This is a genomic window from Bradyrhizobium monzae, from assembly GCF_021458635.1.
Taxonomy (GTDB): Bacteria; Pseudomonadota; Alphaproteobacteria; order Rhizobiales; family Xanthobacteraceae; genus Bradyrhizobium.
In genome coordinates, this window is sequence record NZ_JAIRDQ010000003.1 from 290185 (window position 1) to 304704 (window position 14520).

Below are 14520 nucleotides of genomic sequence, written 5' to 3' on the forward strand. Positions count from 1 at the left end.
ACGAGCACTTGCGGCCGCCCTACCCGGACGAGTTCTTTCGCGGCGTCGCGCAAAAGCTCGGCCTCTCCGAACGATGCGCCTTGATCGATCTGGGCACCGGCCCCGGGCTGCTCGCGCTCGGCTTTGAGCCCTATGTCGGCCGTATCGTCGGCGTCGACCCTGAACCCGCGATGCTCGAGGCCGCGCGACAGGCTGCGGCGCGCGCACGGCGAGAGTTCACGCTGATCGAAGGCAGGGCAGAGACGCTTGGCGCCGATATCGGCACATTCGACATCGTCACGATCGGCCGCGCGCTGCATTGGATGGATCGCGACACGACGCTCGCGCGGCTCGATCGACTGGTCGCGCGCGACGGTGCGATCCTGATCTGCGCCTCGTTCTCGGTCATCGACGGCCGCAACCCATGGCTCGATGGCTACAACGAGATCCGCCGCCGCTGGTCGCCCGCGAAGCTCTGGGAGGAAGCCGGCAAGGGCACTCGGACCCATCGCGACTTGCCAGCGTTCTTCCGCGGCAGCGCCTTTGCGCCCACCGAGCTTGTCACGGTCGAGACCAGCCACACGGTCAGCATGCAGGACCTGGCGCAACGCACCCTCACCTACTCGTCGTCCTCACCGGAAGCGTTGGGCGACAATGTCGAGGCAATGTTGCGCGACGTCGAGAGCCATCTGGCATCGTTCAGCCGCGATGGCTTGATCGCCGAGACCATCGTCTCGACGGCGCAGATCGTGAAGCGCTAGATCATTTGCCGCGAAAGGCGGGAAGCAAGGCGATCCAGACAACGCCGCCGCAAGGCTGGATCGCCCGCCCTTCCTTCCACTCCTCAATCGACTCGAATCCGACGCGACCGTTCGCGCCTCAAAGCTGCAGCATTTGGAGCTGCGGCAGCGTTGAATGCGGTCGAGCAATCGTCATCGTTCTCACCGTCGAGCAGCGGAGCACCACAGTGCCGGCACATGCGTGCCGACAACGACGGCGCCTTGCCGCTCGCCACGGCCTGACGATAGCTCGTCAGGTCGATGACGTTGCGGGGCGTCGTTATGTGTTTTTCAACCATGGCTGTTCCTCGCGGCTAACCCGTTGCTTATCGCAGACAAGTTTCGCGCAAACGTTCAGCCCACTACTCAAATTTTACCGGAGGAATTGGGGCACAGCACACGCATCACCGCGTAGCCGCAATGACGCTCTATTCTGCGACACCATCAGCCCTGTCTGTGCGACCGGCGTAAGGTCTCGGTCACTATTTTCCGAGCACGCAGAAATCACAGCCACTTCTTCCACTTGAAGATCCAGTACGGGACGATCGCCGCGATCAGCATCAACACCAGCGCAAACGGATAGCCGTGGGTCCATTCGAGTTCCGGCATCGACTTGAAGTTCATGCCGTAGATCGAGGCGATCAGCGTCGGCGGCATCAGGACAACAGCCATGACCGAAAACAGCTTGATGATGTTGTTCTGCTCCAGATTGACGACACCGAGCATGGCGTCGAGCACGAAGGTGATCTTGCTGGAGAGATAGGAGGCGTGGTCGGTCAGCGAGACGACGTCGCGCTGCATGGTCTTGAGCTGCTCGCGCATGTCCTTCGACCATTTCACACCCTCCACCACCGCCGAAAGGAAGGCGACGACGCGGCCGATCGACACCAGGCTCTCGCGAACCTTGGAGGTCAAATCGCCCTTGCGGCCGATCGAGATCAGGATCTGCGAATATTGCTTGGCGTGGCCGTGGCGCTCGCTCTCGGGCTCGAAGATGTCGTGCGAGACCTGATCGATCTCGGCGCCGCAGCGTTCCAGAATGTCGGCGCAGCGGTCGATCACGGCGTCAAGCAGCTCCATCAGCACCATCTCGCCGGTGATCCCTGGGGTGCAGCTCCGCGCGAGCTTGGCCTCGACCAGGGCGAACGGCTTGGGCTGGTCGTAGCGCACCGTGACCAAGCGATGGTCGCCGAGGATGAAGGTCACCGCCGTGGTCCGGGGCATGTCGGTGTCGGAATGGCACATCAGCGTCGCGGTCATGTAGCGCGCGCTGTTCTCGATATAGAGGCGGCTGGAGATCTCGATCTCCTGCATGTCCTCCCGGGTCGGGATCGCGATCCCCAAGAGCCTTTCCACGGCCTTGTCCTCGGCCGCGGTCGGGTTGACCAAATCAACCCACACCGCATGTTCCGGGGCAGCGGCTAGATCGTCGACAACGGCCTTCTTCAGGGTGGAGTCGGTGGGAACGAACACAGAAAACATGAACAACTCCAGGAGGGGGCCTGCGACAGAATGACAGGCCCATAGCGCGATTCTGACAAGTTCATGATGACAAGCACATTAACGGAGCGTTTGCATTTGTGGCGACGGCATGGCTCAACTGTGGCACGGAATCGACAGTGCGGAATTCACAGCCCAAAATCCACCCCAAGACTGCAAAAATTGCGGCAGAAAAGCCACAGGTTAGGTCTCGCAGCGCGGGAGAAGCCCCGAAAAGCTGGAATTGTGGCAGATTTCAACGATAATAGGGGCCAAGGAGTCGTGGAATTGAGCCTGGCTCAAGCCCCGCGAAAGGTTGTTGTTTTCGATTGGAACCAAATCATGTCGTTGCTGAAAGTTACGCTTGGTCTTTTGGCCGCCGGCTTCATGCTGTCGGGCTGCATGCAGTCCACGCACTTCGAGGCGACCAACACGCAGAATTTCAAGCCGAAGGACAAGGAACTGCTTGCCAAGATCCGGTATGAAAACACCCCGGTCGCTGAGCCCTTCCGCCGCGCAATCGTCGACTACCACCGCAAGGAATCGCCGGGCTCGATCGTGGTCGATTCCGACAACCATTACCTCTACTACGTGATGGATGGCGGCAAGGCGATCCGCTACGGCATCACCGTCGGCGAAGAGGCCATGGCCTGGTCCGGCATCGCCAAGGTCGGCAGCATGACGGAATGGCCGGCCTGGCACCCGACGCCCGGCGAAATCTCGCGCCTGGGCGTGCCGACCTTTGTCGCTCCCGGTCCCGACAATCCGATGGGCTCGCGCGCGCTGTACCTCTATTCTGGCGGCAAGGACACGCTGTTCCGCATCCACGGTACCAACCAGCCTGAATATATCGGCGCCTCGATCTCCTCGGGCTGCATCCGCCTGACCAACGAGGATGCGATCGATCTTTACGGCCGCGTCAAGCTCGGCACCATCGTCGTGGTGCTCGAGCCGAAGCATGGCGACTCGCCGTACAACTCGCGGCTGGCGCTCCAGGGCGGCGGTGCTGGTACCAGTTCTTACTAAGCAGGACTTGCTTCAAGCTTTTGAAAAGCGCCGGTCTCACCGGCGCTTTTTTGTTGCCGACCTGCTCTTGCCGGAGTCGGCTGCGGGCTTGTCCGCCGGCGCGGCTGGTTTCACGCTCTCCTGATCGTCAGCCCCATCCTTAGCCGCCCCGTCTTTGGCGCCCTCCGACTTGGCCGCCACCTCGCGGGGTGGTGCCTCCTCGGGGCGCTCGGCCGGTAGCAGGGGCGCGACCTGGGGCAAGGGGTCCCAGACGTTCCACTGGCAGATCCGGTAGTCGTTGCGCCGCTGCGCCAGATCAAGGTGGATGTGATCCTCGTGGTACCAGTCCGAGCCTGGACCGAGTACCGTTGAAAAGCGCGAGCAGACCGAATGCAGCACGCGCTCGCGCAGCTCGCGCGACAGGGTGCGGTCGGTCAGGCCGATCGACTGGCCGTTGGCAAGCTTGAGCGCGCGAACGTCGAGCGCGTTGGCCTTGCCGTGCTCGGACAGCATCGCGCCGACCACGCGGTTGCGGCCGCGGCACTCAAAACTGTCGAAATTGTCGAGGTCGGTGATGGTGGAGCCGAGGCTCGCGGCCAGCGGCACCATATCGGTCCGAACCCAGTTGGCGATCGCTGACGCCATGGTGCAGCGGAGGATCGCCGCCGGCTTGACGGCGACCTTGCGCTTGTCCGGCAGCACGATCGCTTCCAGCCGCACCAGATCCTCGCCTCCGCAGGCGCCGGGGCCATGGACATCGGGAATGGACGGCGCGACCGCGATCTCCTCGGTCAGCGCGATCCGGCAGGCCGAGAGCTGCTTCTCGGGCGGCGGCGCGGCCTCGGCCGGTTTGCTGGGTTTATCCGGGGAAGGCTTGTCGACCGAGGGCTTGCCGTCGGTCTCCGGCGCGGCCTCATCCGTTGCTTTGGGAGCTTCCTCGGGGCGTGGCTTTGGTAGCGGTATCTTGGACAAGACCTTGGCGGAATGAGCGCTCCCGCGCGGCCGTGGTGTACCAAAGCCGAAAATATCGAGCGGCGCAGCATAGTTTCGCGCATTCACGGGCACAGACAGCACAAGGGATAGCCCGATCGCAGCGGTAACCATTGCCGCGCGGGCGGACATATTGCCGCGACAAGACCATTTGCGGCGAAACTCCGGCAGGCTAAAACTCATGACAATTCTTTGGCCCTGCGCTGAGAGCGATAACGCGCCCAGCGACTTCTCGGAGGAACGTCTGAATGCTCGGTTTGATGCAAGATTGGCCCCTGCTCTGCCACCGGATCATCGAACACGCCGCCAAGATTCATGGCAAGCAGGAGGTCGTGACGCGATCGGTCGAGGGACCGATCCATCGCACCACCTACTCCGAAATCCACCAGCGCGCGCTCAAGGTCTCGCAGATGCTGGAGCGCGACGGCATCAAGCTCGGCGACCGCGTCGCCACGATTGCCTGGAACACCTGGCGCCATCTCGAGGTCTGGTACGGCATCATGGGCATCGGCGCCATCTGCCATACCGTCAATCCCCGGCTTTTCCCTGAGCAGATCGCCTGGATCATCAACCACGCACAAGACCGCATCGTTATGGTCGATCTCACCTTCGTTCCGGTGCTGGAAAAGCTCGCCGACAAGCTGCCGAGCGTTGAACGGTACGTCATCCTCACCGACAAGGCGCATATGCCCGATACCACGTTGAAGAATGTCGTGGCCTACGAGGACTGGATCGCCGAGGCCGACGGCAAATTCAAATGGAAGGACTTTGACGAGAACACGGCGGCCGCGATGTGCTACACCTCCGGCACGACGGGCGACCCGAAGGGCGTGCTGTATTCGCATCGCTCCAACGTGCTGCACGCGCTGATGGCCAACAATGTCGACGCGCTCGGCACCAGTGCCGCCGAGACGATGCTGCCGGTGGTTCCGCTGTTTCATGCCAACAGCTGGGGTATCGCCTTCTCGGCACCCTCGCAGGGCACCAAGCTGGTGATGCCCGGGCCCAAGCTCGACGGCGCCTCGGTCTACGAGCTGCTCTCCACCGAGAAGGTGACGCACACCGCCGGCGTGCCGACGGTGTGGCTGATGCTGCTCCAGCACATGACCGCCAACAATCTGAAGCTGCCGGACCTGAAGATGGTGATCTGCGGCGGCTCGGCGATGCCCCGCTCGATGATCAAGGCCTTCCTCGACATGGGCTCGAACGTCCGCCACGCCTGGGGCATGACCGAGATGAGCCCGATCGGCAGCGTCTCGGCGCTGAAGCCGCCGTTCCAGACCGCGACTGGCGATGCGCGGCTCGACGTGCTGCAGATGCAGGGCTATGCGCCCTTCGCGGTCGAAATGAAGATCACCGACGATGCCGGCAAGGAGCTGCCCTGGGACGGCAAGACCTTTGGCCGTCTCAAAGTCTCCGGCCCCGCGGTGGCCAAGGCCTATTTCCGTCTCGATGGCAACATCCTCGACGAGGACGGCTTCTTCGATACCGGCGACGTCGCGACCATCGACGAGGACGGCTATATGCACATCACCGACCGCTCCAAGGACGTGATCAAGTCGGGCGGCGAGTGGATCTCCTCGATCGACCTCGAAAACCTCGCAGTCGGCCACCCGGCCGTGGCGGAGGCCGCCGTGATCGGCGTCTTCCACCCCAAGTGGGACGAGCGGCCGCTGCTGATCGTGCAGCTCAAGCAGGGCCAGCAGGCCACGCGCGACGACATCCTGAAATACATGGACGGCAAGATCGCCAAATGGTGGATGCCCGACGACGTTGCCTTCGTCGACGGCATCCCGCATACCGCGACCGGCAAGATCCTGAAGACCGCGCTGCGCGACCAGTTCAAGGACTATCGCTTCCCGAACGCGGCAGCGTAAGCGCTGCACTCAATGGCATCGGCAATGCGGCCCCTGGAGGGCCGCATTGTTTTTGGGCCGCTCACAATTGCGAACAGCGAAAGCCAACCTCCGGGCGGCTGAAGAACAGACGCTGCTCCTTCACCACGAGCACGAGCTGATTGCGATCGCGCAAGGCATCGCACAGATCTCCGGCAATGGTCTTGAAGACGCGCGTTTCGGCATAGGGCGTCACATTGAGATCCTCGATCGCCCAGCGCTGGAGATTGAGCACGTTGGTATTCTCCGAGGTGTGGACCAGATAAGGGCGAACGTTGCCGGGCGTGGAGGCCGCGCCGAGATCGCTGAGATAAATCTGCGCCTCGGTGAGATTGCCGGAATAGAGCGCCGAGGACAGGTAGGAATCCCAGAGATTGAAGAAGCTCAGCGCCGGCAGCACCACGAACAGCGCCACCGCCGCGCCATGGCGAAGGTCGCGCACATTCCAGACGATGTCGCGCCAGGTGAAGTCACCGGGGCTTGAAAACAGCAGCACGTCGAACACCGCCATCGCCGCGGTCCATGGCCAGACGACGTCGTTCCAGTTCAACCCCAGAGGGCCGAACATCGCCAGAATGAAGACGTGCATCCCAACCGCGGCGGCGAGCGAGGCGCGACGGAAGCGCCGGGTCAGCAGACCGACGCCGAACGCCACCTGAACGAAGGGGACCAAAAAGCCGAAGGCGTCGAGAGGCGTGGTCATTGACGGAAGCAAGCTGGTGATCGGCGTGATGATCCAGGAAAATTCATTCTCCATGAAGTTGAGGTTGATCTTCTGGAGCCCGGAGAAAACGTAGGTGAAGACGATAACCAGGCGAGCCAGGTTCAGCCTCTGGAGATCGTCGACCGGCGCCGCGCAGCCTCCGCCCGCGAGCCCTGCGACCGCGAGCAGGAAGCTGTATTGAAACACCCAGGGCTGCCACCGCGTCTGGTCGGCAAGGCAGAATGCGACAATGACGGTGAGAAAGCCTGCGATCGGCCAGCGAGCGCGAGGAACGGTCACGGCAAGCGCCGCCAGCACGAAAAGCGCGCCATAGAGTGCTGCCGCCACGGCGCCCTCGATCGGCGGCAGCAGCGACCAGACCGGCACCTGTGGATAAGACCGTGGCCCTATCCATAGCCCCGGGGACATCGCCAATCCGGTGCAAAATGCGACAAGGATGGTCAGCCGCAACAGAAACAGGCGCCGTGGCAGTGCCGCGCCCCGGTCCTCCGCGTTGCCCTGCTTCGCCATGTGCCCTTGCTTCCCCATGGCTCCTCCCGCGAACCGCCATACACACTATGTGGCTCGCCGCGGGCCATTGGTTCGACCGCGACTGCCCCGGACTCTCACCCGTTCAGAACGGGGATAAACCGCTTCACAGCCCTGCCGGAAATGCGCTAGGTCAGCTTGCTCCCGTCGCCCGTGCCCTCGCCCGGCGACTCACATCGGTGATGGAACAGCATGGCCCGCAGGTTTTCCGCTCCCTATCAGTCGGAGCCCGTGTCCAGCCTCGCGAACTGGGCGCGTAATCTGGCTGTGTTCGCGGTGGTGGCGGTGGTGGTATCGATCATCATCGTCCGTTTCGACTTCCTGGAGATGAAGCCTGCGCTGGCCACCTTCTTCGGCGGGCTCGCGATCTCAGCGCTTTCCATTCTGTTCGGCCTCGCCGGCTTTGCCGCGATCTGGCAGAACGGCTCGCGTGGCATGGCACGCATCCTGCTCGCCTTCCTGATTAGCGGGCTGATCCTCGCCTATCCCGCTTATCAAGCCCTGCTATACCGCAAGCTGCCGCCGATCCACGACATCACCACCGACCCGATCGACCCGCCGCGCTTCGACGCGCTGTCGCGTCTGCGCACCGGCGATGGCACCAACACCGCCGTTTATGCCGGTCTCTATTCGGCGGAGCAGCAGCGCCAGTTCTATCCCGACATCGAGCCGATCGAGCTCGAGATCCCCGTTGACCGCGCCTATGCGATCGCGCGCCAGCTCGTCATCAAGCGCAAATGGACCGTCATCGACGAACGCGAGCCGCAGCCACCGCGCCGCATGGGCCGCATCGAGGCGGTGGCACGCACGCCGATCATGGGCTTTCGCGAGGACATCTCGATCAGGGTCGTGCCTGACGGCGACGATTCCCGCGTCGATATCCGCTCCGCCTCGCGCTATTTCGAGAGCGATCTCGGCAGCAACGCCGCGCGCGTGACGAAATTCATCGACGACCTCAACACCGCAGCCGACGCCGACGCGCTGAAGCCGGTGAAGAAGACCCCGGTGGCGCCGCCGAAGGCGCCGGCGAAGACGGTGAAAAAGTGACGGGCTGCTAGGCGTTCGCCATTCGATACGTCCCGCCGATCACGGGATCGCCATCCGTCGCGACGACGCCGCGTGCGACGAGGTCCTCCAGATGCGCCAGCACGGAATAGCCGGCGGCCGTCGTCAGCCTGGGATCGATGCCGATATAGATTGCGCGCACCATGGTCGGGATATCCGTCTCGCCTTTGGCGAGGCGGTGCAGGATCGAGGCCTCGCGTGCCTTGCGGTGGCGGATCAGGAAACGCACGAAGCGCTGGCCCTCCAGGATCTCCGGACCATGGCCGGAGAAATACAGATCCTCGCCGCGCGCAGCGAGCCGGTCGAGCGATTCCATGTAGTCGATCATCGAGCCGTCGGGCGGCGCCACGATCGAGGTCGACCAGCCCATGACGTGATCGCCGACAAAGTTGAATTTTCGTTCGGGCCAGGCGAAGGCGAGATGGTTGGCGGTGTGACCGGGCGTCGCCACGGCCTCCAGCCGCCAGCCGGGGCCTTCGATGACGTCACCATGAGCGATCCTGATATCGGGGACGAAGTCGCGATCGGAGCCGGATTCCGGATTGTGCTTCTCGCTCTCGAAGCGCGGCCGCGACGCGCGGTGGGGGCCTTCGGCATAAACCGGCGCGCCGGTCGCCTGCTTGATGCGCGGTGTGTTCGGCGAGTGGTCGCGGTGAGTATGGGTGACGAAGATATGGCTCACCGTCTCGCCGCGCACGGCGTCGAGCAGCGCGGCCGCATGAGCCTCATCGTCCGGACCGGGATCGATGATCGCGACGTTGCCGGTGCCCACGATGTAGCTGACGGTACCGGTGAAGGTGAACGGACTCGGATTGTTACAGAGCACCCGCCGCACGCCGGGGCGGACTTCCTCGACGACACCGGCTTTAAGCGGAAAGTTGCGGTTGAACGGGACGTCGTCGTTGTCGGACATGGCTTGCTCATACCTTGCTGACTTCGTCATGCCCGGCCTTGTGCCGGGCATCCACGCTCTTCGCGTAGTCTAAGACGTGGATGGCCGGGACAAGCCCGGCCATGACGCAATTGGAGAGTTCAGTCGCATCCTCGGGCGGTTTTGCTCAGAAAAACGCCTGAATGCCCGTGATCGCGCGGCCCAAGATCAGGGCGTGGACGTCGTGGGTGCCCTCGTAGGTGTTGACCGTCTCGAGGTTATGGACGTGGCGCATCACGTGGTATTCGGCCGAGATGCCGTTGCCGCCATGCATGTCGCGGGCGACGCGGGCGATGTCGAGCGCCTTGCCGCAATTGTTGCGCTTCATGATCGAGATCATCTCGGGCGCGAACTTGCCCTCGTCCATCAGGCGGCCGACGCGCAAGCTACCCTGGAGGCCGAGTGCGATCTCGGTCTCCATGTCGGCGAGCTTCTTCTGCACCAGCTGGGTCGCGGCGAGCGGCTTGCCGAACTGCTTGCGGTCGAGCGTGTACTGGCGGGCGCGGTGCATGCAATCCTCGGCGGCGCCGAGCGCGCCCCAGGAGATGCCGTAGCGGGCGCGGTTGAGGCAGCCGAACGGACCCTTGAGGCCGGAGACGTTGGGCAGCAGCGCATCTTCCGGAACCACGACGCCGTCCATCACGACCTCGCCCGTAATCGAGGCGCGAAGCGATAGCTTGCCGCCGATCTTGGGCGCGGAGAGGCCCTTCATGCCCTTTTCCAGAACGAAGCCGCGGATCTGGTTGTCGTGCTCGGCCGATTTGGCCCAGACCACGAACACGTCGGCGATCGGAGCGTTCGAGATCCACATCTTGCTGCCGGTCAGGCGATAGCCGTCGGAGACCTTCTCGGCGCGGGTCTTCATGCCGGCCGGGTCGGAGCCGGCATCGGGCTCGGTCAGGCCGAAGCAGCCGACCCACTCGCCGCTGGCGAGCTTCGGCAGGTACTTCTTGCGCTGGTTCTCGTCGCCATAGGCGTAGATCGGGTACATCACCAGGGAGGACTGCACCGAATTCATCGAACGATAGCCGGAATCGACCCGCTCGATCTCGCGCGCGACGAGGCCATAGGCCACGTAGCTCGCGTTGGCGCAGCCATATTCCTCCGGCAGCGTGATGCCGATCAGGCCGAGTTCGCCCATCTCGTTGAAGATCTCGCGGTCGGTCTTCTCTTCCAGATAGGCCTTGGTGACGCGCGGCAGCAGCTTGTCCTGGGCGTAGGCGCGCGCCGTGTCGCGCACCATGCGCTCGTCTTCGGTCAGCTGCTCATCGAGCAGGAACGGATCGTCCCACTGGAAGGAAGCCGCAGCCGGCTTGTCCTTGGTCTGAGGGCGCACGCTCATGAAACGTCCTTTCGGTCTGGTTCCGTCTAGAAATTGCCCGACAAATTAATGCGCCGCGGCAACAAGTGCAATTGCGTTGCAGAAGTACGGGTCTGCGTGAATCCCCGGGATGCGTGTCGCGCGCCCCGGGGGATGCGCTTTGCGCACCCCGGAATGACAGCGCTAGCTTTCAAGCTGCTCGTTGGCGACGATCTCGATGCCGAAGCCCGAGAGGCCCTTGTAGTCATGCACCGATGAGGTGAGATGGCGGATCGAGGTGACGCCGAGATCGCGCAAGATCTGGGCTCCGACACCGACTTCGCGCCACTGACGGTTGCGGTCGGCTTCCGTCGCGCTCTCATCAGGCAGCGGGGCCACGGGGACTCCGGCCGCGCCATCGCGCAGATAAACCAGCACGCCGCGGCCGGATTTCTTGAAGTGTTCGAGCACCGCCGCCATGCGCTTGTGGCCGGTAAAGGTGTCCTTGACGATGTTCGGCTTGTGAAAGCGCGTCAGCACGTTCTTGCCGTCGCCGACGCCATTGTAGACGAAGGCAACGTGGGCGATGGAATCGAACGGCGAACGGTAGGCATAGCCCTGAAGCGGCCCGATCGGGCTTTCGGTGGTGAAGGTCGAGACACGCTCGATCAGCTTTTCGCGAGCCTGGCGATAGGCGATCATGTCGGCGATAGTGACGTGCTTCAGCTTGTGCTTGGCGGCGAACCGGGAAACCTGCTCGCCCTTCATCACGCTGCCGTCGTCGTTCATCAATTCGCTGATGACGCCGACCGGCGGCAGGCCCGAGAGCTTGCAGAGATCGACCGCGGCCTCGGTATGGCCGGAGCGCAGCAGCACGCCGCCGTCCTTGGCGATCAGCGGGAAGATGTGGCCCGGACGGGCGAAGTCGTTGGCGCCGGCATTGGGATTGGACAGCGCACGGCAGCAGGAGGCGCGCTCCTCGGCCGAGATGCCGGTGCCGCCGTCGGGCTTGTAGTCGATCGAGACCGTGAAGGCCGTGGTGTGGGCGGAATCGTTGTGGGCGACCATCGGATCGAGCCGCAGGCGGCGCGCGTCCTCGGTGGTGATCGGCGCGCAGACAATGCCGGAGGTGTGGCGGATGATGAAGGCCATCTTTTCCGCTGTGCAGAATGAGGCAGCGACGATGAGATCGCCCTCGCCCTCGCGATCGTCGTCGTCAGTCACGACGACGAGCTCGCCCCGGGCAAAGGCCTGCAAAACTTCCTGAACGGTATCGGGCATTTCCCAATCTCTATTGGTTATGGGCCGGAGGCTTAGCTTGAGGCCTTAGCTGGACTTGGGCCCAAGCGCTAGTGTCCTGGATGCAACCACATATGCCCGGAGGCCGCTCCCAGGCAGGCTTTCAGGCTTGCACCGAAGATACCAGCGATATAGGCGCGCCTGGCCCGGACGGAAGACGGCCGCACCGCCTCAGGGCAGCACTTCGCGCCGCTCGCCAAGCCGGGCATCGAGCTCGGCGCGCTTGTCGGCCAACAGGCCGGCCTGCGCGGCCTCGATCACCGTAAACAATTCATGAGCATCGCTGAGCCGGGTCACGGTGACATAGCTGGCGCCAGCCGCGTAGAGCTCGCCGACGTCGGACAGGAGATCGGCGGTGGCGACGATCAGGGCGTTGGGGTTGAGGGTGCGGACGTGGCGGACCAGCTTCTCGTTGCTGGCGCCCTTCAACAACGCGTCCGGCACGCTGAGGATGATCATCTCGGACTTGCCGATCCCGGCATGGAGCAGCGTGTCGGCGCTGCTGATGTCGCCATAGATCACGTGCAGGCCGCGCGAAAGCAGGGTCTGGTACACATTGGGGTTGAAGTCGATCACCGTGATCTGCTCCAGCAGCACCGGTGTCTGCCGTTCGATCTCGGCCAGCAGCGCGCTCGCGCTGCGGAAAAAGCCGAGGATGACGATGCGGCGCGCTTCGCCGTGGCCGCCTTCGTGGCCCTCTTCGGCGTGGCCGCTGCCATGGTCGAGATCGCGCAAACCGATCCGCTTGAGCGGGCCGATGGCCCAGCGGGTGATCTCGTCGCTGCGGGTCATGACGAAGGTCGAGAGCACGGCCAGCACCACGAAGGCGAAGGAGGCCGCATTCGCCGTTTCGGCTGCGATGTGATTGTCGGCCACGCCGGTCTGGATCACCACCAGCGAGAACTCGGAGATCTGCGCCAGATTGATCGCGGGCAGCAAGCTTGCGCGCAGACCCTGCTTCATCAGATAGAGCGGCATGAAGGTGGTGACGAGGCGGCTCACCACCGTGAACGCGGCAATCATCAAGGCCAGCCCGATCACCGAGAGGCCGGGCACGGGAATGGTCATGCCCAGCGCCACGAAGAACAGCGTGATGAAGAAGTCGCGGAGCGTCGTGACCTTGGCCGTGACGTCGAGCGCGTAGGGAAAGGTCGAGAGCGAGACACCGGCGATCAGCGCGCCCATCTCGCGCGAGAGCGAGAGCTGCTCGGCGGTCTCTGCGACGAAAAAGCACCAGGCGAGAGCCCCGAGCAGGATCAGCTCGGGCCGGCGGGCGATCTGGTGGAACAGGCGCGGCAGCACATAACGGCTGACCAGCAGCGCGGCGGCAACCAGCACTGCGACCCGGCCGATGGACAGCAGGATGACGCCGATCTGCAGGTTCGCGAGACTCGGCTGCACCGCCAGGAACAGAATGGCGAAGATATCCTGGAGCACAAGCACGCCGAGCGTGACGCGGCCGGGCAAGGTGTCGAGCTCCCGCTTCTCGTAGAGCACCTTGACGATGATCACGGTTGAGGAGAGCGCACAGGCAATGCAGAGATAGAGCGCGTCGAAATGGCCGCCGCCGAGCGAGAGCCCGATGCCGGCAAAGAACAGGATGCCGAGCAGGCAGCCGCCGAGCAGCTGGCCGCCGGCCGCGAACAGGATCACCTTGCCCGCACGCACGATCTTCTTCAGGTCGATCTCGAGCCCGATCATGAACAGCATGAAGATCAGGCCGAGCTCGGAGATGACGCTGATCGATTCCTGCGACTTGACCCAGCCGGCACCGAATGGACCAATGCAGAAGCCGGCGATAAGGTAGGCCAGGATCAGCGGTTGCCGGGAAAAATGGGCGAGCAAACCCAGCATCCAGGCAAACAGGATACAGAGAGTGATGTCGCGAATGAGCTCGTGCATGCCAGATCGGTCCGTTTCGTCGCACCCTAGAGACCGAGTGCAGCGCGGCAAGCGAGCAATTCGTCACATGCGGTGCGGTCTTGCCGCTGCAATGCTGCTATGCCCACTCGCCTTCACCCAGCCAGCGCTCGCACAGCCAAAAGTCAGTATCGAGCAAAACTTTGCCGATTCGCTGACGGCGCTGCCGAAGGAGGAACTCGCGGTCTCCGGCGGCTTCTATGTGCCTGCCTATTCCAGCGTCGCGATGAGCCAGGGCAAGCTGCGGGTCGATTTCTCGGTGACCCTGAGCGTCCACAACGCCTCCGAGACGCAAGCGCTCGTGGTTCGGCGCATCACCTATTTCGACACGGCCGGCAAGCAGGTCGAGAGCTATTTGAAGGCGCCGGTTGCGATAAAACCGCTCGCAACCATCTCGATCTTCATTCCGACCGACGACGTGCGCGGGGGGACCGGAGCCAATTTCATCGTCGACTGGGCCGCCACCGGCGAGATCACCGAGCCGGTAGTCGAGGCCTTGATGGTTGGCGGCGTCGCCAATGCGCATTACGCTTTCATCAGCCAAGGCCGTCCGACCAGGACGGCGGGGAAAAAATAAGGCCGTCCGACCAGGACGGCAGGCAAGAAGTAAGCAAGCGAGCACGGTC

General features: G+C 63.5%; 13 protein-coding genes. 5 read left to right on the forward strand and 8 right to left on the reverse strand.

Annotated features, from left to right (window positions below):
- The first annotated feature begins 8 nt into the window (after positions 1 to 8).
- Positions 9 to 740: a class I SAM-dependent methyltransferase gene (locus K3F49_RS14865; protein ID WP_234681688.1), complete on the forward strand. Its 732-nt coding sequence runs from the start codon at positions 9 to 11 to the stop codon at positions 738 to 740.
- 83 nt (positions 741 to 823) lie between these two features.
- Here the strand turns inward: K3F49_RS14865 and K3F49_RS14870 are convergent, their stop codons facing one another.
- Both K3F49_RS14870 and K3F49_RS14875 read right to left on the reverse strand, forming a co-directional pair.
- Positions 824 to 1057 carry a hypothetical protein gene (locus tag K3F49_RS14870; RefSeq protein ID WP_234681689.1) on the reverse strand — a complete coding sequence of 78 codons (234 nt, stop codon included), beginning with the start codon at positions 1055 to 1057 and terminating at the stop codon, positions 824 to 826.
- A gap of 205 nt (positions 1058 to 1262) precedes the next feature.
- Complete coding sequence (locus K3F49_RS14875; RefSeq protein WP_234681690.1) at positions 1263 to 2240, reverse strand: magnesium transporter CorA family protein; 978 nt, start codon at positions 2238 to 2240, stop codon at positions 1263 to 1265.
- A 339-nt stretch (positions 2241 to 2579) separates the two neighbouring features.
- Between K3F49_RS14875 and K3F49_RS14880 the strand changes: the two genes are divergently transcribed.
- Positions 2580 to 3263: a L,D-transpeptidase gene (locus K3F49_RS14880; RefSeq protein WP_234681691.1), complete on the forward strand. Its 684-nt coding sequence runs from the start codon at positions 2580 to 2582 to the stop codon at positions 3261 to 3263.
- A gap of 36 nt (positions 3264 to 3299) precedes the next feature.
- Here K3F49_RS14880 and K3F49_RS14885 read toward each other — a convergent pair whose 3' ends face one another.
- A complete protein-coding gene (locus tag K3F49_RS14885; protein ID WP_234681692.1) occupies positions 3300 to 4415 on the reverse strand; it encodes an extensin family protein in 1116 nt (371 codons plus the stop codon).
- Between the two features lie 65 nt (positions 4416 to 4480).
- On the opposite strand from K3F49_RS14885, the gene K3F49_RS14890 reads away from it, so the two are divergent.
- Positions 4481 to 6109 (forward strand): fatty-acid--CoA ligase, encoded by a 1629-nt coding sequence (locus tag K3F49_RS14890; protein ID WP_234681693.1) that lies wholly within the window; start codon positions 4481 to 4483, stop codon positions 6107 to 6109.
- 61 nt (positions 6110 to 6170) lie between these two features.
- Here the strand turns inward: K3F49_RS14890 and K3F49_RS14895 are convergent, their stop codons facing one another.
- Positions 6171 to 7379 carry a hypothetical protein gene (locus K3F49_RS14895; RefSeq protein WP_234681694.1) on the reverse strand — a complete coding sequence of 403 codons (1209 nt, stop codon included), beginning with the start codon at positions 7377 to 7379 and terminating at the stop codon, positions 6171 to 6173.
- A gap of 192 nt (positions 7380 to 7571) precedes the next feature.
- Between K3F49_RS14895 and K3F49_RS14900 the strand changes: the two genes are divergently transcribed.
- The gene (locus K3F49_RS14900; protein ID WP_234681695.1) at positions 7572 to 8426 is read left to right on the forward strand and encodes a DUF1499 domain-containing protein; all 855 of its coding nucleotides are present in this window, start codon (positions 7572 to 7574) and stop codon (positions 8424 to 8426) included.
- Positions 8427 to 8433: 7 nt separating this feature from the next.
- Here K3F49_RS14900 and K3F49_RS14905 read toward each other — a convergent pair whose 3' ends face one another.
- The 4 genes from K3F49_RS14905 to K3F49_RS14920 form a co-directional block, all read right to left on the reverse strand.
- The gene (locus tag K3F49_RS14905; protein WP_234681696.1) at positions 8434 to 9357 is read right to left on the reverse strand and encodes an MBL fold metallo-hydrolase; all 924 of its coding nucleotides are present in this window, start codon (positions 9355 to 9357) and stop codon (positions 8434 to 8436) included.
- A 145-nt stretch (positions 9358 to 9502) separates the two neighbouring features.
- Positions 9503 to 10717 (reverse strand): acyl-CoA dehydrogenase, encoded by a 1215-nt coding sequence (locus K3F49_RS14910; RefSeq protein ID WP_028148218.1) that lies wholly within the window; start codon positions 10715 to 10717, stop codon positions 9503 to 9505.
- Positions 10718 to 10879: 162 nt separating this feature from the next.
- Positions 10880 to 11956 carry a 3,4-dihydroxy-2-butanone-4-phosphate synthase gene (gene ribB, locus K3F49_RS14915; RefSeq protein WP_234681697.1) on the reverse strand — a complete coding sequence of 359 codons (1077 nt, stop codon included), beginning with the start codon at positions 11954 to 11956 and terminating at the stop codon, positions 10880 to 10882.
- 189 nt (positions 11957 to 12145) lie between these two features.
- On the reverse strand, positions 12146 to 13876 hold the full coding sequence (locus tag K3F49_RS14920; protein WP_234681698.1) for a cation:proton antiporter: 1731 nt from the start codon (positions 13874 to 13876) through the stop codon (positions 12146 to 12148).
- Positions 13877 to 13943: 67 nt separating this feature from the next.
- Between K3F49_RS14920 and K3F49_RS14925 the strand changes: the two genes are divergently transcribed.
- A complete protein-coding gene (locus tag K3F49_RS14925; protein ID WP_346657322.1) occupies positions 13944 to 14471 on the forward strand; it encodes a DUF3124 domain-containing protein in 528 nt (175 codons plus the stop codon).
- The last annotated feature ends 49 nt before the right edge of the window (positions 14472 to 14520 follow it).